19 protein-coding genes are annotated in these 18,997 nt (G+C 60.0%); 5 read left to right on the top strand and 14 right to left on the bottom strand.

Annotation, left to right across the window (positions count from 1 at the left end):
* The first annotated feature begins 234 nt into the window (after positions 1-234).
* The 3 genes from E1573_RS18055 to E1573_RS18065 all read left to right on the top strand — a co-directional run bounded on the left by E1573_RS18055 (position 235) and on the right by E1573_RS18065 (position 1,484).
* The gene (locus E1573_RS18055) at positions 235-675 is read left to right on the top strand and encodes a YkvA family protein (RefSeq protein WP_133215941.1); all 441 of its coding nucleotides are present in this window, start codon (positions 235-237) and stop codon (positions 673-675) included.
* 99 nt (positions 676-774) lie between these two features.
* Positions 775-1,113 (top strand): helix-turn-helix transcriptional regulator, encoded by a 339-nt coding sequence (locus tag E1573_RS18060; protein WP_133215942.1) that lies wholly within the window; start codon positions 775-777, stop codon positions 1,111-1,113.
* Positions 1,110-1,484 carry a hypothetical protein gene (locus E1573_RS18065; RefSeq protein WP_133215943.1) on the top strand — a complete coding sequence of 125 codons (375 nt, stop codon included), beginning with the start codon at positions 1,110-1,112 and terminating at the stop codon, positions 1,482-1,484. The genes E1573_RS18060 and E1573_RS18065 overlap by 4 nt, the downstream gene beginning before the upstream one ends.
* Here E1573_RS18065 and E1573_RS18070 read toward each other — a convergent pair.
* Entirely contained in the window at positions 1,460-3,238 is a 1,779-nt protein-coding gene (locus tag E1573_RS18070) for a bifunctional diguanylate cyclase/phosphodiesterase (protein WP_133215944.1), read from the bottom strand. The two genes, E1573_RS18065 and E1573_RS18070, sit on opposite strands and share 25 nt — an antisense overlap.
* Before the next feature lie 273 nt (positions 3,239-3,511).
* Positions 3,512-5,599 (bottom strand): carboxy terminal-processing peptidase, encoded by a 2,088-nt coding sequence (locus tag E1573_RS18075; RefSeq protein ID WP_165957354.1) that lies wholly within the window; start codon positions 5,597-5,599, stop codon positions 3,512-3,514.
* 139 nt (positions 5,600-5,738) lie between these two features.
* Here E1573_RS18075 and E1573_RS18080 point away from each other — a divergent pair, with 139 nt between their 5' ends.
* Positions 5,739-6,701, top strand: coding sequence for an NAD(P)H-quinone oxidoreductase (locus E1573_RS18080; protein ID WP_133215946.1), 963 nt, complete (start codon positions 5,739-5,741; stop codon positions 6,699-6,701).
* A gap of 105 nt (positions 6,702-6,806) precedes the next feature.
* On the opposite strand, the gene E1573_RS18085 is transcribed toward E1573_RS18080, so the two are convergent.
* The 6 genes from E1573_RS18085 to E1573_RS18110 all read right to left on the bottom strand — a co-directional run bounded on the left by E1573_RS18085 (position 6,807) and on the right by E1573_RS18110 (position 12,052).
* A complete protein-coding gene (locus tag E1573_RS18085) occupies positions 6,807-7,460 on the bottom strand; it encodes an HAD family phosphatase (protein ID WP_133215947.1) in 654 nt (217 codons plus the stop codon).
* A 25-nt stretch (positions 7,461-7,485) separates the two neighbouring features.
* Positions 7,486-8,475 (bottom strand): ABC transporter ATP-binding protein, encoded by a 990-nt coding sequence (locus E1573_RS18090; RefSeq protein WP_133215948.1) that lies wholly within the window; start codon positions 8,473-8,475, stop codon positions 7,486-7,488.
* A gap of 1 nt (position 8,476) precedes the next feature.
* Entirely contained in the window at positions 8,477-9,274 is a 798-nt protein-coding gene (locus tag E1573_RS18095; RefSeq protein ID WP_133215949.1) for an ABC transporter permease, read from the bottom strand.
* A complete protein-coding gene (locus tag E1573_RS18100) occupies positions 9,261-10,094 on the bottom strand; it encodes an ABC transporter permease subunit (protein ID WP_165957357.1) in 834 nt (277 codons plus the stop codon). Before E1573_RS18100 ends, E1573_RS18095 begins: the two co-directional genes overlap by 14 nt.
* Before the next feature lie 5 nt (positions 10,095-10,099).
* Positions 10,100-10,906, bottom strand: coding sequence for an alkaline phosphatase family protein (locus tag E1573_RS18105; RefSeq protein ID WP_133215951.1), 807 nt, complete (start codon positions 10,904-10,906; stop codon positions 10,100-10,102).
* A gap of 81 nt (positions 10,907-10,987) precedes the next feature.
* The gene (locus E1573_RS18110) at positions 10,988-12,052 is read right to left on the bottom strand and encodes an ABC transporter substrate-binding protein (protein ID WP_133215952.1); all 1,065 of its coding nucleotides are present in this window, start codon (positions 12,050-12,052) and stop codon (positions 10,988-10,990) included.
* Positions 12,053-12,410: 358 nt separating this feature from the next.
* Here E1573_RS18110 and phnR point away from each other — a divergent pair, with 358 nt between their 5' ends.
* Complete coding sequence (gene phnR, locus E1573_RS18115) at positions 12,411-13,124, top strand: phosphonate utilization transcriptional regulator PhnR (RefSeq protein WP_133215953.1); 714 nt, start codon at positions 12,411-12,413, stop codon at positions 13,122-13,124.
* A 69-nt stretch (positions 13,125-13,193) separates the two neighbouring features.
* Here the strand turns inward: phnR and E1573_RS18120 are convergent, their stop codons facing one another.
* From E1573_RS18120 to minD, 6 genes are all read right to left on the bottom strand, one after another.
* Positions 13,194-15,344 carry a mechanosensitive ion channel family protein gene (locus tag E1573_RS18120; RefSeq protein ID WP_133215954.1) on the bottom strand — a complete coding sequence of 717 codons (2,151 nt, stop codon included), beginning with the start codon at positions 15,342-15,344 and terminating at the stop codon, positions 13,194-13,196.
* A 48-nt stretch (positions 15,345-15,392) separates the two neighbouring features.
* On the bottom strand, positions 15,393-15,557 hold the full coding sequence (locus tag E1573_RS26760) for a hypothetical protein (protein ID WP_165957355.1): 165 nt from the start codon (positions 15,555-15,557) through the stop codon (positions 15,393-15,395).
* Between the two features lie 146 nt (positions 15,558-15,703).
* Positions 15,704-16,993, bottom strand: coding sequence for a M18 family aminopeptidase (locus tag E1573_RS18125; protein ID WP_133215955.1), 1,290 nt, complete (start codon positions 16,991-16,993; stop codon positions 15,704-15,706).
* Positions 16,994-17,095: 102 nt separating this feature from the next.
* On the bottom strand, positions 17,096-17,731 hold the full coding sequence (locus tag E1573_RS18130) for an RluA family pseudouridine synthase (protein ID WP_133215956.1): 636 nt from the start codon (positions 17,729-17,731) through the stop codon (positions 17,096-17,098).
* 158 nt (positions 17,732-17,889) lie between these two features.
* A complete protein-coding gene (gene minE / locus E1573_RS18135) occupies positions 17,890-18,144 on the bottom strand; it encodes a cell division topological specificity factor MinE (protein WP_010224188.1) in 255 nt (84 codons plus the stop codon).
* Between the two features lie 3 nt (positions 18,145-18,147).
* Entirely contained in the window at positions 18,148-18,960 is an 813-nt protein-coding gene (gene minD, locus E1573_RS18140; RefSeq protein WP_133215957.1) for a septum site-determining protein MinD, read from the bottom strand.
* Positions 18,961-18,997 lie beyond the last annotated feature (37 nt).

Here is an 18,997-nt window from a genome sequence, read left to right on the forward strand (position 1 = left end):
TCTGTAACTGCCTCGAACCCGTTCAGCCGAAGACAGTCAGAACAGCTGCAACCGACACAGAAAAGGTGCAGGATGGGTAAAACGTTTGCGCCATTGAAACAGGTGTGTAAAAAACGCCCGATTTAAGCCCAGCCCTTGCCCGGCGGGCGCCCTGAGCTGGAAAAGTAGCTCTGTTCACAAGGTTATCCACAATTTATGTGGATAACATTTCCCCAAGTTTGCCGTGGAGGCTGTATGAAAGCACCGTGGACGTTCGCCCGTTTTCTGCCGTTGGCCGAGCGATTGCTCAGCCGCGGTCGGCTGCCGGCACTGATTTTTGCCGTGGCGCGCAAAGGACCCCGGCTTGGCAAGTTGCGTGAAGACGTGCGCCTGATGCAGGCGCTGTGCCTAGCGTGGTGGCGTGGCGAGTACCGGGCTATCAGCCCCAAGGCGTTGGTGACGGTGGTCGCCGGGCTGCTGTACTTCGTCAGCCCGATCGATGCCATTCCTGACTGGCTGCTGGGTGCGGGGTTTCTGGATGACATCGCCGTGCTGGCCTGGGTGCTCAAAGCCGTGTCGGATGAGTTGGCCGCCTTCAGTGCCTGGCGCACCCGCCAGGCACCGGAAAAACTGCGGGTCCTGGAGCGCCTGCCAGCAACCCCAGAAGCCCTGCGCCTGGAGCAGCCAAAAAGCTAATTACATCAGGCCCGTGCACACCCTTGCTGGCTGGTAATATAATTGGCATAAGGATTATGCCTACAGATTACATCCAGTAATCCTACAAGAGGGATTGTGATGGGTATTCAGGTTATCAGCCGGGACGGTCAACCCGAGTATGCGGTTGTACCCTGGGAGCAGTACCAGGCACTGCTAAAAGCCGCTGGCCAGGGTGAACCAGCAGTAGTCGCACATACACCGACAACCCCTCCAGACAACGCCAGCTTGCCGAGCTTCAGTGAGCTGGCGCGTTTGCGTGAGGGCAAGGGGCTGACGCCGGAACAACTGGCGCGTAGCGTGGGTATCAGCCCGGTGTATCTGTCTTTGATCGAAAGTGGCGAACGTCAGCCGGATGCCGCGATTCGCCGCAGCCTGGCCTGGGAGCTTGGAGTGGTTGGCTGGAGCGAGTCGTCGTGAGTAGCGTACGGATCAGTCGCCAGCACTGGGAGGGCCTGCTGGGCGAACTGGACTTGGCTCGCCGCCAACGCCACCTTCTGACCTACCGTGCCTTGCTCGAACGCCTGCAGTTGCCCAGCCCCGCCATGCAGACCCTTACCGCCGCGCTGGAGCACCTGGCGGCGCTGGATGCCCGTGCAGAGCAACCGCTGCGCAGCTCGCTGGTGATCAGCCAGGGGGCCAGTCGTTTGCCGCGTACCGGCTTCTTTGAGTGCGTCGAGCGCCTCGGGCGTTTTTCCGGGCCGTCGGACGGTATGGCAGCTGCGTCCTGGCATGCTTCGGAAGTGGTCAGGGTGTTCGAGTACAGTTACCCGGAAAAAGAAGAAGCCTGAGCGGTTGGCGCCGTATCGATCAGGTACAAGCTGAAACCGGAGTGGTCTTTGGCTTGATGCTTGGCCTGTGATGCCAGCTCCGCCAGATGCCCGGCATCGAGGCCGGCGCAGGCCTCTGGGCGCAATTGCACCACGCCGATCGACAACGACAGCAGGGCGAACTCCTGGCGCTGTCCCTGGCGGTTGAGGGCAACAAAACACCCCGCCTGCGCATGCTCGGGGCGGTAGAAGCGGCGGCACTGTTTCTGAAAGTCTTCCAGCAGCAGCTGTAGCCTGCGCTCCCAGTCAGCAGACCCCAACACCAGCATGAAATCATCACCGCCAATATGGCCGACAAAGTCATGATTGGGATCTACCCGTTCGCTCAGGCACTGCGCCAGACACAGCAGCACCTCATCGCCACGGGCGTAGCCGTAGAGGTCATTGAACGGCTTGAAGCTGTCGATATCCACATAACAGATCGCCGCCTCACGTTGCTGCTGCAGCAAGCGGGTCAGACATTGCTGGATCGGGACGTTGCCGGGAAGCAGGGTCAGCGGGTTGGCATAGCGGGCTTGCTGGATCTTCTGTTCGGTGATCAGCTTGAGCACATCGATGACCCGCCCAAGGCCCAGGTAGCGGCCGTTGTGGATAATGATGAAATCTTCTTCGATACGCTGGCGCGCGCGGCTGGTGAGCAGACGGCTGACTTGTTGTAATGACTGCGTCAGCTCCACTGCCAGAAAGTCATCGCTCATCAGGCGGCTGATTGGCTTTCGTGCAAACAGGTCGGTGGCAAACGGCTTGAGCAGCGCATCTGACAGTGAATGGCGGTGCACGATGCCACAGGGCTGGCGGCGCTCGTTGAGCACCGCCATCGAATTCAAGTTGGCCTGGCGTCGGAACAGTTCCAGCACCTGCGCCGTTGGAGTGTCCTGGGTTACTGCAGGTTGTTCGTTGAGCAGCGCCGTCAGGTTGCCACCATCCTCGCTGAGCACCTGTACACCCCGATCCGGGCTACCAAGCATTTGTTGGATGTCCCGTGAGGGATGCTCCAGCGGGCGGCCAAGCAGGTAGCCCTGAACCAGGTCGACACCCATCTCGGTCAGCACTTTAAGCTCTTCAGCCAGTTCGATGCCCTCGGCAATCACCTGGGCACGCGAGGCACGGGCGATTTGCAGAATGGAGCCGACGAACTCACGCTTGACCGCATCCAGGTGAATTCCGTCGATGAAATGGCGGTCAATCTTGACGTAGTCGGGGCGCAGCTCTGACCACAGGCGCAGGCTTGAATAGCCGGCACCCAGGTCATCCAGGGCAATGGAAAAGCCCATGTCGCGGTAGTGGTGCAGCGCATTGAACAGCAGTTGGAAATCGTCAGTGGGGGTTTGTTCGGTCAGCTCGATCACCACCCGGCTTGGCGGTAAGCCCAAGTCATGGAGCATTTGCAAGGTGCGACCGGATTGATACTGGGGCTCAAGCAGCGACTCTGGGGAGACGTTGAGAAACAGCTTGCCCTCCAGTTGTTGCTGGCTGAACCGCCGGCAGGCGCTTTTCCGGCAGGCGGCCTCCAGCTCGGTCAGGCGTCCGGCCTGGCGGGCGACAGTAAACAGATTTAGCGGGGAGTGCAGCGGGCTGTTGGAGGGGCCGCGGCTCAAGGCCTCGTAACCGAGGATGCGCCGCTCCGACAGGCACACAATCGGCTGGAACAGGCTATGCAAGCCGCCCTGAGCAAGAATGGTGCTCAACGCGCTGAGCTGTTCGGTCACGGTCATGGCGGCACTACCTTGAAAAAAGGTTCTTAACGAAGTGTTGGGGCTGTGGGCTTATCCGGCGGTGGGAGCGGGCTTGACCCGCGATTGGGGGCTGTCAGTCACATCGCATCGCGGGTCAAGCCCGCTCCCACTGAGCTGGCGGTAAGCTCTCAATTCCAATCGTCCAAAAAAAAGGACTGAGGCCAGTGGCGCTCAGTCCTTTATTTCACGACAGAATCGTGACTGTTTAATGACTCAATAGAGGCACAGTCACATTATTTTGCCATCACCTTTTTACGGGTTGTTCTTTGCCACGGCCGAATTCAACCCCAAGTAGTCGAGCAAGATCCGCCCGGACTCCGACAGGTAAGCGTCGTCTTCCGGTTTGGTATCGTCCGGCTCGGCTGGCAGGGCGTCTTCGTCTTCCTTCTTCAGTTCCTTGAGCGGTTCTTCGCCCTTGGCTTTGCGTCGGGTGTTTTCCAGCGCCAGTTGTTTGCTCTCGATATCGGCGTGCTGGGCACGGCGCTCGACTTCATTGAGGCTGACGGTTTTTTCGTTCATCAGCTTCTGGGTCAGCGCCAGGCGATCGCGGATGTAGACAAACTCCGGATCTTTGGCGGTGCGGCTGTCGTGACGCGCCTTGAGCTGGGCCAGGAACGGTTTGAACGGATCGACCGCCGGCTTGATCGCCGGGCGGATGGTGTCCCACGGCATGGCTTCAGGCAGGGCGCTTTCGCCGATTTCCTTGGTGTCGATGATCGACGGGTAGTCGATGTCCGGCAATACGCCCTGGTGCTGGGTGCTCTGCCCGGAAACCCGGTAGAACTTGGCCAGGGTCAGCTTCAGTTCGCCATGGTTAAGCGGCTGGATGGTCTGCACGGTGCCTTTGCCGAAGGTCTGGCCACCGAGGATCAACGCGCGGTGGTAGTCCTGCATGGCGCCGGCGAAAATCTCCGAAGCCGAGGCAGACAGGCGGTTGACCACCAAGGCCAGCGGGCCTTTGTAGAAGGCGCCAGGGTTTTCGTCTTCCAGCACATCAACACGGCCATCGCTGTTGCGCACCAGTACGGTCGGGCCCTTGTCGATGAACAGGCTGGTCAGCTCGGTGGCTTCCTGCAGAGAACCGCCGCCGTTGTTGCGCAGGTCAATGACCACGCCGTCGACTTTTTCTTTCTGCAGTTCAGTGAGCAGCTTCTTCACGTCACGGGTAGTGCTCTTGTACTCCGGATCGCCGGCACGGAAGGCCTTGAAATCGAGGTAGAAGGCTGGAATTTCGATGATGCCCAGCTTGTACTCGCGGCCATCCTGCTTGAGTTTGAGCACGGATTTTTTCGCCGCTTGCTCTTCAAGCTTCACCGCCTCACGGGTGATTGGCACGATCTTGCTGGTCTGGTCGTTTGGCGCGTTGCTGGCCGGGATCACTTCCAGGCGTACCACCGAGCCTTTCGGTCCACGGATCAGCTTGACCACTTCATCCAGACGCCAGCCGATGACGTCGACCATCTCTTTGTCGCCTTGGGCGACGCCGATGATTTTGTCGGCCGGAGCCACTTGCTTGGTCTTGGCGGCAGGGCCAGCCGGCACCAGGCGCACGATCTTGACCTGATCGTTGTCACTTTGCAGCACAGCCCCGATACCTTCGAGCGACAGGCTCATATTGATATCGAAGTTTTCCGCGCTGTCGGGCGACAGGTAGTTGGTGTGCGGGTCGTAGGACTGGGCAAAGGTGTTGATGTAGGTCTGGAAGATGTCTTCCGCGCGGGTCTGGTCCAGACGCGAGAGTTGGTTCTTGTAGCGTTTGGTCAGCAGCTCCTGGATCGCCTTGGGCTCTTTGCCGGCGATTTTCAGGCGCAGAACCTCATCTTTGACACGTTTGCGCCACAAGTCGTCAAGCTCGGCCTGGGTCTTGATCCACGGCGCGTCTTTGCGGTCGACCAGCAGGGTTTCTTTGGTGGTGAAGTCGAAATTCTCGACGCCTTTGTTCAACTCGGCCAGGGTGAAGTCCAGACGCGATTTGACCCGGTCCAGGTAGCGCTTGTAGATGGTAAAACCGGGGTCGAGATTGCCGCTTTTGAGGAAATCGTCGAACTGGGTCTTCCACTTGTCGAACTCGGCGATATCGCTGGCCAGGAAATAGCTGCGGGCCGGATCGAGCAGCTTGATATAGCTGTCGTAGATGATCACCGAACGCGCATCGTTGAGCGGCGGCTTGCTGTAATGGTGGCGCTTGAGCAGCTCAACCACGTTGAGGCTGGCGACGACTTCGTCACGATCGGGCTGGAGTTTATCCCAGCTGTTGGCGGCCCATGCATTGCCCGTCAACGGCAGGCTGCCCAGTCCGATCAACAGTGCGAGAGTGGTACTTGGCAAAAAATGCTTCATGCTGATTCGACGTAGGGACAATTGATCACGCATAGTAGGCCGTCTTTGAATTCGCCAGTTCCATAAGAACTGGACGCATAATGCAAAAAGCCCGCGGCTACAGCGTCGGGCTCAGTCATGACTCAACTATGGAGGCACTGTGAAGGCATTGCAAGGCGTTGACGGACATGTGGAGTGGGTTGCGACGACAAGTCCAGCATGCGATATCGGTCAAGTACGAATTCGAGTGGCTGCCGCAGGCCTGAATCGCGCCGATTTGCTGCAGCGCGCCGGGCTCTATCCACCGCCGCCGGGTGCCAGCGAATTTCTTGGCCTGGAGTGCTCCGGGGTGATCACCGAAGTCGGTGCAGGCGCTTCCTGGCAGGTGGGAGACCGGGTCTGTGCGCTGTTGGCCGGCGGCGGTATGGCGGAGGAAGTGGTGGTGGATGCGCGCCATGTACTGCCGGTTCCGGAAGGCCTGAGCTTGCAGGAAGCGGCAGCCATTCCTGAGGTGTATGCGACCGCCTGGCTCAACCTGTTTCAACTGGCCGGGCTCAAGCCGGGCGAGAAAGTGTTGCTGCATGCCGGGGCCAGCGGTGTCGGCTCGGCCGCTATCCAGCTGTGCAAGGCCTTTGGCAGCCCGTGCTGGGTCAGTGTCGGTTCGGCTGAGCGTCTGGCCTACTGCGAAGCGCTGGGGGCCACCGCCGGCGTGGTACGTGGCGATGACCTGAACAGCCTGAGCGATTTCGGACCCTTCGATGTCATCCTCGACCCGGTTGGCGCCAACTATGCCGAGCTCAACCTCAAACTGCTGGCCCGCGATGGTCGTTGGGTGATCATTGGTTTGATGGGGGGGCGCAAGGCCGAATTGGACCTGGCTCAACTGCTGACCAAGCGAGTTCAGGTAACGGGTTCAACTTTGCGAACGCGTGATGACCAGTTCAAGGCCGACCTGCTCAGTGATCTGGGCCAACAAGTCTGGCCGCTGTTCACTGAAGGCAGGTTGCAGCCGCAACTGGCCAAAGCGTTCCCGATCAAAGATGCCGAAGCAGCGTTTGCCGAGCTTGCGAGTAACCAGGTGTCAGGCAAACTGGTGCTGGTGATCGACGAAAGCCTGGTGTAAAGCACCCGGTAGGAGCGGGCTTGCCCCGCGATTGCGGTGTGTCAGGCATACCGTATCGCGGGGCAAGCCCGCTCCCACAACAAGCCCGCTCCTACCAGAACGCTATCAACGCCAGGTGTGAATCGGCCAGCCCTTTGTCTCGGCTTCTTCGCGCAATACTGGGTCCGGGTTGACCACATGCGGGTAATCCACCTTGCGCAACAGCGGCAGATCGTTGCGTGAGTCGGAATAGAAACTCGCTCCTTCGAGGTTTTCTTCTTCCTGATCCAGCCATTCCAGCAAGCGCGTGATCTTGCCTTCCCGGTAGGTCAGTACGCCTTGGGTCTTACCGGTGTACACACCGTTTTCAACCTGCAGCTCGATACCCAGAATTTCATCGATGCCCAAACGCTCGGCAATCGGCCGCACCAGGTGTGTGCCGGACGCCGAGATCACCAGAATGCGATCACCGGCCTTGCGGTGGGCGGCAATGGCGGTGGTCGCGTCACTGAAGATGATCGGTTCGATGAAATCTTCTACCCAGGGCTCGACCAGGTGATCGACTTCATCCGGGGTGCGCCCGATCAGTGGCTCCAGGCTGAAGGCCATGTAGTCTTCCATCGCCAGATGCCCCTTGCCGTAAGCGTCCATCAGTTCTTTGTCACGGCGCAGGAAAGATTCACCATCGACCCAGCCCAAGCGAGCCATTTGTGCGCTCCACAGCGACGCACAATCGCCGTGAATCAGCGTTTCATCCAGATCGAAAATCGCTAGTGCCATGTTCTGAAAAACTCCTGTGCAACCCTCAGGCGACTTCGCAGAGGGCGGTGGGATCGATCGACAAGGATACCCGCTGGCCGTCCGGATGCAGATCGGCAGACGAGCGGTTGAGCACATCGACCAACAATTCTACGCCGCGGGCTTCGACCCGGTAGCGGATCACGTTGCCCAGCAAGCTGTGGCTGCGCACCTGTCCTTCAAGCTCTCCGTTGAGGCTCAGGGCAATGGCTTCCGGGCGAATCGCCAGGCGACTGGTTACCGGGCGCTGCAGCAGGCGGCTGGCGCTGTCGGCATCGAGCAAGTTGTAGTTGCCGATAAAACCGGCGGCGAACACATCTACTGGCGCGGTGTAGAGGGTTTCAGCATCGCCGCTCTGGACGATGCGGCCTTGGTTCATGAGGAAAATACGGTCTGACAGGGTCAGCGCTTCTTCCTGGTCGTGGGTCACGAAAATCGTGGTCAAACCCAACTCGCGCTGGATCTGGCGGATCTGATCGCGCAGGTGCTTGCGAATCCGTGCATCCAGTGCTGACAACGGTTCATCGAGCAGCAGCAGGCGTGGCCGAGTCACCAACGAACGTGCCAGCGCTACCCGTTGGCATTGGCCACCGGAGAGTTGATGCGGATATCGACCGGCGAAGTCCTGCAGTTCGACCAATTGCAGGGCTTCGCGTACGCGGGTGCGGCTTTCATCGGCGTTGACTTTTTGCATGCGCAGGCCGAAGGCAACGTTCTGCTCCACGTTCATATTGGGGAACAGCGCGTAGCTCTGGAACACCATGCCGATGCCACGCTTTTGCGGGCTTAGTGGCACCAGGTCGTTACCGTCGAGGAGGATCTTGCCACTGTCGACCGAGGTCAGGCCGGCGATGCAGCGCAGCAGGGTGGACTTGCCGCAACCGGAGGGGCCGAGCAGGGTGACGAATTCGCCGCGCTGGATCTGGCAGTTGATGTCGTTGAACACCGGGCTGCCACCGTAGCTTTTCTGCAGGTTCTGTACGCTGACAAAGCTCATATCAGGATTTGTCCTTGTTCAGGCGGTTGGCTGCCCAGGTCAGCACCAGCACAAAGAGGAAATAGGAAATCACCAGGGCGCTGTTGAAGTGGCCACTGCTGTTGCGCATGTTGTTGAGGTATACCTGCAGGGTTTCATAGCGGGTGCCCACCAGCAGGTTGGCGAACACGAACTCGCCGAACAGGAACGAGAACGACAGCAGCAAAGCCACCAGCAAGCCCTTGCGCAGGTTCGGCAGCACCACCAGAAATGCGGCCTGGAAGGTGCTGGCACCGAGGAGCTGGGCGGCGTCCATCAGGTCGCGCAGGTTGATGGCCTGCAAGTTATTGGTAATGGCGCGGTACATGAACGGCAGGGCTACGGTGAAGTAGCAGCCGATCAGAATCCACGGGGTGCCGACCATGGCCATGGGGCCGGAGCCGTACAACTGCAACAGGCCCACCGACGACACCACTGGCGGTACGGCGAAGGGCAGCAGGATGAGGATGTTCATCAGGGCGTCGAGGCGTGGAAAGTGGTAATGCACCACAAACAGCAACGGCAGGATCAGCACGACCGACAACAGCAATGCACCGACGCAGACCAGCAGCGACTGACCAAACGCGGCGAGGAAACGTGGATCGCTCCACAGTGCCAGGTACCACTTGAAGGTCAGGCCACTGGGCAACAGGCTCGCCGACCAGCTGGTGGCCAACGAGTAGAGCAGGGTACCGGCCAGCGGTAACAGCAGGATGAGAAACAGCAGGTACACCACCAGGCGATGGTAGAGGTGGGCCGTGCCCGATTCAGCGCGTGACATGGTAGCTCCTCTTCAACAGCCATTGATGAACGACGGTTACCAGGGTCATCAAGCCCACCAGGATCATCGCCAGGGCGCTGGCCAGGTTCGGGTCCAGGGAAATATCGCCGGCTACCAGCGCGGCAATGCGGATCGGCAGCACGTTGAAGTTGCCGGTGGTCAACGCGTAAACCGTGGCGTAGGCGCCCAGGGCATTGGCCAGGAGGATAACGAAGGTGCCCAGCAGGGCGGGTGTCAGCACCGGCAAGCCGATGTGCCGCCAGTATTGCCAGGCGTTGGCACCCAGCAGTGCCGCCGATTCGCGCCAGTCTTCGCGCAGGGCGTCGAACGCCGGGTAGAGCAGCAGCACCCCCAGTGGAATCTGGAAGTAGGTGTAGAGGATGATCAGGCCGGTTTTCGAGTACAGGTTGAAGTCTTCGATGATCCCCGCCTGTTTCAGCAGTAGGGTCAGGGCACCGTTGAAGCCGAGCAGGATAATGAAGGCAAAGGCTAACGGCACTCCGGAGAAGTTACTGGTCATGTTGGCAAACGCGTTGACGAAGTCGCGCAGGCGCGAGTCGACTTTGCGCAACGAATAGCTGCCGAGAATGGCGATAACGATGCCCAAGACACTCGACCAGAAACTGATCTCCAGGCTGTGCTGGATGGCCTGGCGATAGAACCTGGATTCGAACACCTTGCTGAAGTTGGCCAAGCCCCAGCCACTTTCAGCCTGCAGGCTATGGATGGCCACCCAGGCCAGTGGGGCGATCTGGAAAATGATGAAAAACAGCGCGAACGGCAGCAGGCACAGCGACGCCAGCCACTTGGCGCGTTTGATCGAATTCACTTGAGCAGCTCCCGGCATACCGGCTTGTCGTGGGGGACGCCCAGCAGTTCACAGACCGTACCGCACAGTTCGGTTTGCAGCGGTTTGGCCGCAGGATCAAGGCTGAAGGCATCGCCAAACACGAACAACGGTACCTCGCGTTCTTCAGCCAGCAGGCCGTTGTGCGAGCGATCGTTGTTCATGCCATGGTCGGCGGTGACCAGCACCTGATAGCCGTCTTGCAACCATGTGTGCAGGTAATCGGCCAGGAGGATATCGGCGCTGCGTGCGCTGTTACGGTACTGGCTGCTGTCCAGGCCATGGCGGTGGCCGGCGTCGTCAATGTTCATCGGGTGCACCAGAAGGAAATTCGGCGCATGGCGGCGGCGCAGGTATTCGGCATCGGCGAACAGGTGGGAGTCCGGGTAATGGTCGGCGTAATAGAACAATCCGTGCTGGATCGGCAGCTTGGGCGCGTGGGTATGGCGGTCACGCAGAGGGTCGAAGGGTGAGCGGTTGTACAGCTCGCTCATCCAGTGATAGGCCGCCGCCGCAGTGCCCAGGCCAGCCTCTCGGGCGTAGTGGAAGATGCTGCGCTGGTTGGAAAGGCGGGTGACATTGTTGTGCACGATGCCGCTGTCGATCGGCGCGACGCCGGTGAGGATGCATTCGTAGAGCGGGCGCGACAGCGCTGGCAGTTCGCACTCCAGGCGGTACAAGGCTGCGCGGTCGGCCTCGACATAGGCATGCAGATGGCCCATGGCATGGTGCGCGACCTGATGGTTGAGACCATCGAGCAGGACCAGGATGACGTTATGGTTCATGGCTTCTCCGATTTCGCGGTGATCGCGTCGCGGGGCAAGCCCGCTCCTGCGGTAGGAGCGGGCTTGCCCCGCGATTAAGGATCACTCCATCTCGATGATCACTTGCTCCTGCCACATCTGCGGCAGCTTCTTGGAGGTCGCTTCCCAGGCGGCGGCATCTTTGATCGGCTGCACTGCCTTGTATTGCTCATTCGGCAGCAGCTTGGCCTGCACGTCGGCCGGCAGCGTCAGGTGCTCGGCGCGAATCGGGCGGGCATGGCCGTGAGCCAGGTTGATTTGCCCGGCATCGCTGAAGATGTACTCACGGGTCAGCTTGGCGGCATTGGGGTGTTTGGCGTATTTGTTGATGATGGTGGTGTAGCCGGAAATCACCGAGCCGTCAGAGGGAATCAGCACTTCGAAACGCTGCGGATCGATCTGCTGACGATAGCTCAGGCCGTTGAAGTCCCAGACTACCCCCACTTCGATCTCGCCCTTTTCCAGGGTCTGGATGGTCGGGTTGGCGAGGGACAGCCGCTTTTGCTGCGCCAGTTTGGTGAACAACTGCAAGCCTGGCTCGATGTTCTTTTCGTCGCCCTTGTAGGCTAAGGCTGCGGCTAGCACACCGTTGGCGGCCTGAGCTGCAGTGCTGACGTCACCAATGGCGACTTTGTATTTGCCTTTCTCCAGGTCATGCCAGGTTTTAGGCATGTCGGCTTCTTTCACCAACTGCTTGTTGATGATGAATGCAATGGTGCCGGTGTAGGCCAGGGCCCAGTGGCCGTCTTTATCTTTGGCCCAATCCGGGACCTGTTCCCAGGTGCTGGGTTTGTAAGGTTGAGTCACGCCCTTGGCCACGGCAATCGGGCCGAAGGCGGCACCCACGTCACCGATGTCAGCGCTGGCGTTGTCTTTTTCGGCATCGAACTTGGCCACTTCCTGGGCCGAGCTCATGTCGGTGTCCATGTGCTTGAGGCCGTATTTTTTCGCCAGGTCCTCCCAGGTGCCTTTCCAGTTGGCCCAGGCATCGGGCATACCGACGCTGTTGACGACGCCTTCTTTACGGGCAGCCTCTTCGAGGGCTTTGAGGTCGGTGTCGGCGGCCATGGCCGACGTGCACAGGGCAATGGTCGAACCTAACAGTGATGCCAGAAAAAGCTGTTTCATCCGAAGCTCCTTGGTGGGTGCCTTGCAAAACGCGAATGGTGGTGTGGACGTTGTTGCGATTCGGTTGGTCTAGGTCAGCAATACCCGAGCCAAGGTAGGCATGTTGCATGACAGTTTGATGTCGAGAGGGTGGTTTCAGGCTCGTCTGTCAACCTTGGAAATAGAGCTTAGACCAGTTTCAAGTGCTTGATCCGCAAGGTCTTGGCATGTTTGTTGTAGGAAATCTCATCAGTGTTCTTGGCGGCTGTGTCATCTGACGTTCATCTGCTCCGCCTAGGCTTGCACTATTCTCATAGCCTTGATGTCGGGCATTTTTGCGCTCTGTTGGGGCTGGACTAGTCCAGATAGGTAACCTTTGATGCAAGCACTGCCACCGCGAGCAGTAACAGCCATTTGCCATGCTCTGCAGGAGCAGATTGAGCATGGCTTGTTGGCGCCCGGCTGCAAGTTGCCCGCCGAACGAAAGTTGAGCGAGGTGTTCGACACCACGCGTATCACCTTGCGTGAAGCTTTGGTGCAGCTGGAGGCGCGTGGGTTGATTTACCGTGAAGAGCGACGAGGCTGGTTCGTGGCGCCGGAGCGTCTGACCTATGACTTGATCGAGCGCAGCCATTTCCATGCGATGGTGCAGGCGCAAGGCCGCGAGGCCTCTACCGAACTGCTGTCGGCGCGCCTGCAACCCGCGACAGCTGCGGTGTGTGCGCGTTTGCAGTTGCCACCATTGTCGAGCGTGATTCAGATCTGCCGCTTACGGCGAATTAACGGGCGGGCGGTGCTGTATGCCGAGCACTACCTGAACCCTGAGTACTTTGCTGGGATTCTCGATTGTGATCTGAGCCAATCACTGACCGAACTGTATGAGCGGCACTACGGCATTCACTATGGTCGGGTACGCTTCGAAATCCTGCCCACTGCGTTGCCGGTGGCTGCGGCCCAGGCCTTGAAGGTGTCAGCGGGCAGCCCGGGCCTGCACATCACGCGGGTCAACAGCGACCAGCATGGGCGCCTGATCGACTGTGACCTGGAGTATTGGCGACACGATGCGGTCCGCATCCGTGCCGAGGCAGGGTGATCTGTGGGGGCGGGCTAGCCCCGCGATGCAGTCTGACTGACACACCGCGATCGCGGGGCAAGCCCGCTCCTACTGTCCAGCGGAGTCGCCAGTGCTTGTTCCGCCAGCCGTTATCACTTGAACCGACAGGCGCGGGGTTGCCAGGTCCAGGCCGGCTTCGTCGAGCTGGCGCTTGAGGGCCAGGTTGAACGCTCGCGACACTTCCCATTGCTTGATCGGTGCGGTTTTGAAGCGGGCGCGCAGGATTGCCGAACCCGATTCGAAGCTTTCCACCCCTTGTAGCTCCAGCGGCGACCAGATGTTGCGGCGCATCAACGGGTCGTTGCGTAGCTTCTGGCCAACATCGCGGATCAGGCTGATGGCCTGGTCGATGTTCATGCTGTGGGGGATGGCCACCCGGAAGATCGCATAGCCGAATTCGCGGGAGTAGTTCTTGATGCTCTTGATTTCACTGAATGGGATGGTGTGGACGATGCCGTCGATGTCGCGCAGGCGCACGGTGCGAATGGTTAGGCCTTCGACCGTGCCCAGGTGGCCGCCGACATCGACATAGTCGTCAATCGCCAGCGAGTCTTCAATGATGATGAACAAGCCGGTGATCAGGTCGGCAACCAGCGATTGAGCGCCGAAACCGATGGCCAGGCCGATCACACCGGCACCGGCCAGCAGTGGCGTGACGTTCATGCCCATGTTGGCCAGCGCAACGATCACCGCAATGATGAAGATGGTGACGAACAGGACGTTGCGGATCAGCGGCATCATCGTTTGCGCGCGGGTATTGGCCAGGCCTTTACGTGAGCGGGTCAAGGCATGGTGAATGGCGGTGTCGGCGAGAATCCACACCAACCAGGCCGCGATCAGGGTGCCGGCCAGACCGAGCAACCGCACGGCCACTTCATGGCCTTCGCCTTCGGTGAAACCGATCAGGGAGAAGCCCCAGACCCGCAACCCCAGCTCGATGAAGGCTAGCCATATGGCCATGTGCACCAAGGTATAACCAAAGTTGCGCAGCCGTTCGCCATACACGGCGTGACGACGATTGGCGCGTTGCGGTTTAAGGCCATGGCGACGTACCAGGCCGTTGATGACCATGCACAGAATCAGCAGCACCGTACACATCAGCGACTGACGCAGGGCGGTGCTGGTGTCACCGGCAGAGATGAACGTGGCAAACAGCGAGATGGCTACCAGCACCAGGGCTGGCAGGTACCAGAAGGTGCCGAGGATTTCGATGGTGTCGCTCAGGGCGCGTCGGGTCAGGCGTCGGGACAGCGGTTGGTTGCGGATCAGATGAGCAATCGGGCGCCGGAAGCGCAGGATGAACAGCCCGGTGGAGATCGCCGCGAGAATATTGGCCGCGGTCGCCAGCGTATGCGCCAGATGATCACCCAAGGCATTGGCCATGCGTGGATCATTCATCGCTTCACCAAAGGCTGCGAAGCTGCCGATCAGCCACAGCGGACGAAAGGCCTGATGGCGAAGGATATGCAGGGCACGATGGCGATGCGGCCCATCGAGCAATGAAAAGGCGATAACGCAAATTGCGGAGAAACAAGTCCCTACGACCAAGGCATACGCCAGCACCATGGCCATCGACTTGCCCAGCGACGAGGGCAGGGCGAAGCTCAGGTACACGGTGATCACCAGGGCGACCAACCAAGGCCCGAGTTTACGCAGGGCGAAGCGCACCAGGTCCCAGGTGTTTGGATGCTGTGGTAGTTCCTCGGTGAGGCCGAAGCGCAGGCGCACCTGATGACTGACCCAGTTCAGGGCGTAGGCCAGCAGGCTCCAGATGGCAATGATTGCTGCAAAGCCGAACAGGATCGGTGGCAGCTCGTTGAGCGGCACCAGGCGAGCGTCGAACTCGATCTTGGCCAGTTCAAGTTCCCGGCCCCAGCGGGTAAGCGGGCTGGCCTCGCCACTGAACTGCTTTTCCAGCTCCGAGAACGTGGTGCCAATCAGCCCCAGCACACCTTGCTCAGCAGCGGGTTGCGCTTGTTTGGTGCTGTCGCGCAGTTTTTTCAGATCAGCCAGCAGTTTGCTGCGTTGCTGATCGTTTTCCAGGTTCTTGATGACTTCATCGAGGGATTGCGCCAGCGGTTCGGTAGCCTCGGGTTGGGCTTTGCTACCGCCGAGCAGGCCCGGCAACCCTGCGGCGTGGGCCGGGGCCAGGATCAACAGCGCCAGGCATACAGTAAGAACACGGAAAAAAGCGGACACCGGACAATCAACCTCATAACGATCAATCGCCCGAGTGTAGTGTATTTGTCAGTTGAGTTTCTCGAGGATCTTCCAGCACATGATACCGATCATGCCCAGGGTGCCGATCCACATCATGAACACGCCGACGTTGCGATCGCGCATTGTGAAACCTACGGTCAGCAGGATCAGGCCGGCGATGACGGGGAGGAAGAGGGATTGAAAAGCTGACATGCGGCAAGGTCCTTGGATTCGGAATTATGCTGCAAGCATAGCGGGTATCACTGTGGGGGAGGCTGACTGAGGTCAGTAGTGGCCATTATCGCGGGGCAAGCCCGCTCCCACACTTGCTGTAGGAGCGGGCTTGCCCCGCGATGTTGTCAAGGCAAGTCGCGACTGCGATAAAACGCCGTCAGCACTTTGACCAGATGCGCCAGGTCATGGCTGCCGCACAGCTCGCGGATAGAGTGCATGGCAAAGGTCGGCAGGCCGATGTCTACGGTACGCACACCCAGGTGGCTAGCGGTGATCGGGCCGATGGTCGAGCCACAGCCCATGTCGCTGCGCACCACGAAACTCTGCACCGGTACTTCTTCGGCCATGCACAGATGGCGGAAGAAACCAGCCGTTTCACTGTTGGTGGCGTAGCGCTGGTTGTTGTTGACCTTGATCACCGGCCCGGCATTGAGCTTGGGCCCGTGGTTGCCGTCATGTTTGTCGGCATAGTTGGGGTGCACGCCATGAGCGTTGTCGGCCGACACCAGTAGCGAGCGCTGGATCGTGCGGACGAAGTCGTCACCGTCAGGCAGCAGGCGGCGCAAGGTTTGCTCAAGCATTGGGCCATCGGCGCCACAGGCCGAGCAAGAGCCGACTTCTTCGTGGTCGTTGCAGACCAGTACGCAGGTTTCGTCGCTGTCGGCGTTAAGCAACGCCTGTAGGCCGGCGTAGCAGGACAACAGGTTGTCGAGGCGGGCGCCAGCGATGAACTCACCGTTCAGGCCAATCAAGGCGGCGCTTTGGGTGTCGTAGAAACTCAGTTCGTAATCCAGCACCACGTCGGCGTTCAGGTCATGCTCGCGCGCCAGCTGGTCGGTGAGCAAGGCACGGAAGTCGACACGCTCGTCACCGGCGACCTGAGCCAGAATCGGTGGCAGCTCGGTCTGCGGGTTGATCGCCCAACCTTCATTGGCAGTACGGTTGAGGTGAATCGCCAGGTTGGGGATGACGGCGATCGGCAGTTTGAAGTCGACCAGCTGGCTTTCGACCTTACCATCACGGCGGAAGGTCACGCGCCCGGCCAGCGACAGGTCGCGGTCGAACCATGGGGCGAGCAGAGCGCCGCCATAGACTTCCACACCCAGTTGCCAGAAGCCGTGGCGCTGCAGCTCCGGTTGTGGCTTGACCCGCAGGCACGGGCTGTCGGTATGGGCACCAACCAGGCGAATGCCATCGAGCAGCGGTGAATGACGACCGAGCTTGAAGGCGATGATCGAGGAATCGTTGCGGGTCAGGTAGTAACGACCGCCGGGTACCGTGGCCCAGCTATCGCGCTCGTCCAGACGCTGGTAGCCGGCGGCTTCCAGGCGTTGAGCCAGAGCCGCAGTGGCATGGAACGGCGTAGGGGAGGCTTTGAGAAAGTCGATCAGGCCTTGATTCAGTGCATCGCGCATAGGTCACTCCAGACAGCAGTGGCGCGAGTTTAACGCACTTGAGCTGTCGCGGGGCAAGCCCGCTCCCACAGTAGGAGCGGGCTTGCCCCGCGATGCGCTGTATCAGAACGGCGCCGGACACTCAAAGCGCAGCCGCTCCCCGGTCACCGGGTGAGTAAAGCTGAGCATACTTGCGTGAAGGCACAAGCGTTCGTGCGCGGCGAGGGCTTCAGGGTAGGCATACAAGCGGTCGCCGAGCAGCGGGTGCCCAATCGAAAGCATATGCACGCGCAACTGGTGCGAACGGCCAGTGATCGGCGTCAGCTCCACGCGGCAATGGTCGGCGTAGCGCTCGACGATGCGCCAGAAGGTCAGGGCATGCTTGCCGTGCTCATGGTCGACCACATGCCGGGGCTTGGTCGGTGGGTCGTAGCGCAGTGGCAGGTCGATGCTGCCGCTGTCGAGCGACGGCTGGCCCCAGCACAAGGCGGTGTAGGCCTTCTCGGTTTCACGGTCATGGAACTGTCGCGACAGTTCACGGTGACTGTCAGCGTTGCGGGCCAGCAGGATGATCCCCGAGGTTTCCCAGTCCAGGCGATGGACGATCAGGGCATCGGGATAGCCGTTTTCCTGCAGGCGGGTGATCAGGCAGTCCTTGTTGTCTTCGGCCCGTCCGGGCACCGACAACAACAGTGTCGGTTTGTTGATCACCAGGATGGCGTCATCCTCATAGAGGACGTGAACATTGGACAGCGGCATTACGAGCTCTCTGCAAACGCCAACGGCGACAGAAGGCACCAATGTGGGAGCGGGCTTGCCCCGCGATTGCGATGTCATTGAAGAATCGCTATCGCGGGGCAAGCCCGCTCCTACACCGGCACCAGCCGTCGCCGTGGCAGGTTACCCTTGGGTGCCGATCAACGATCAGGCAGGGTGATGTTGAGTTCCAGGATCGAGCAGCTGCCCTGGTTTTCCAGAGCGACCTGCACATCATCGGAGCCGATGTTGACGTACTTGCGGATCACTTCGACCAGCTCTTTCTGCAGGGCTGGCAAGTAGTCCGGAGTACTGCGCTGACCGCGCTCGTGCGCCACGATGATCTGTAGACGCTCTTTCGCGACCGAGGCGGTGCTTACTTTTTTGCTGGCACGAAAGAAGTCAAAAAGGTTCATTGGTTAGTTGCCTCCAAACAGGCGCTCGAAGAATCCCTTCTTCTTCACATCAAGGAACCGATGTTCCACATTTTTGCCCAGCAGGCGTTCGACGGTGTCGCTATAGGCCTGGCCTGCATCGCTCTGGTCGTCGAGGATGACCGGTACGCCCTGGTTGGATGCCTTGAGCACCGCCTGGGATTCCGGGATCACGCCCAGCAGGGCAACCGAGAGGATTTCCTTGACGTCTTCAACGCCCAGCATCTCGCCTTGGCTCACGCGCTCTGGATGGTAGCGGGTGATCAGCAGGTGTTCTTTGATCGGGTCTTCGTTGCGTTCGGCGCGGCGCGACTTGCTGGCCAGCAGGCCGAGCATGCGGTCCGAGTCACGTACCGACGAGACTTCCGGGTTGGTCACGACAATGGCTTCGTCGGCGAAGTACATCGCCAGGTGGGCGCCTTTCTCGATACCGGCCGGGGAGTCGCAGACCACGTATTCGAATTGCTCCTTGAGCTCCATCAGGACCTTTTCAACGCCTTCCTGGGTCAGCGCGTCTTTGTCGCGGGTCTGGCTGGCGGCCAGAACGTAGAGGTTTTCAAGGCGCTTGTCCTTGATCAGGGCCTGCTGCAGGTTGGCTTCGCCATTGACGACGTTGACGAAGTCGTACACCACGCGGCGTTCACAGCCCATGATCAGGTCGAGGTTACGCAGGCCGACGTCGAAGTCGACGATGACTGTCTTGTGGCCGCGCAGCGCGAGGCCAGTACCGATAGCGGCGCTGGTGGTGGTCTTACCCACACCACCCTTGCCGGATGTAACCACGAGAATCTTGGCCAAGGTGTTTCACCCCTAATGAAAAAGGACGTCGAGTCCC

This window comes from Pseudomonas sp. H9 (genome assembly GCF_004353925.1).
Classification (GTDB): Bacteria; Pseudomonadota; Gammaproteobacteria; order Pseudomonadales; family Pseudomonadaceae; genus Aquipseudomonas.

Coding starts and splice junctions, on each gene's coding strand:
- E1573_RS18055 (WP_133215941.1), top strand. CDS start 235: ATGAAAGCACCGTGGACGTTCGCCCGTTTTCTGCCGTTGGCCGAGCGA.
- E1573_RS18060 (WP_133215942.1), top strand. CDS start 775: ATGGGTATTCAGGTTATCAGCCGGGACGGTCAACCCGAGTATGCGGTT.
- E1573_RS18070 (WP_133215944.1), bottom strand. CDS start 3,238: ATGACCGTGACCGAACAGCTCAGCGCGTTGAGCACCATTCTTGCTCAG.
- E1573_RS18075 (WP_165957354.1), bottom strand. CDS start 5,599: ATGAAGCATTTTTTGCCAAGTACCACTCTCGCACTGTTGATCGGACTG.
- E1573_RS18085 (WP_133215947.1), bottom strand. CDS start 7,460: ATGGCACTAGCGATTTTCGATCTGGATGAAACGCTGATTCACGGCGAT.
- E1573_RS18090 (WP_133215948.1), bottom strand. CDS start 8,475: ATGAGCTTTGTCAGCGTACAGAACCTGCAGAAAAGCTACGGTGGCAGC.
- E1573_RS18095 (WP_133215949.1), bottom strand. CDS start 9,274: ATGTCACGCGCTGAATCGGGCACGGCCCACCTCTACCATCGCCTGGTG.
- E1573_RS18105 (WP_133215951.1), bottom strand. CDS start 10,906: ATGAACCATAACGTCATCCTGGTCCTGCTCGATGGTCTCAACCATCAG.
- E1573_RS18110 (WP_133215952.1), bottom strand. CDS start 12,052: ATGAAACAGCTTTTTCTGGCATCACTGTTAGGTTCGACCATTGCCCTG.
- phnR (WP_133215953.1), top strand. CDS start 12,411: ATGCAAGCACTGCCACCGCGAGCAGTAACAGCCATTTGCCATGCTCTG.
- E1573_RS26760 (WP_165957355.1), bottom strand. CDS start 15,557: ATGTCAGCTTTTCAATCCCTCTTCCTCCCCGTCATCGCCGGCCTGATC.
- E1573_RS18125 (WP_133215955.1), bottom strand. CDS start 16,993: ATGCGCGATGCACTGAATCAAGGCCTGATCGACTTTCTCAAAGCCTCC.
- E1573_RS18130 (WP_133215956.1), bottom strand. CDS start 17,731: ATGCCGCTGTCCAATGTTCACGTCCTCTATGAGGATGACGCCATCCTG.
- minE (WP_010224188.1), bottom strand. CDS start 18,144: ATGAACCTTTTTGACTTCTTTCGTGCCAGCAAAAAAGTAAGCACCGCC.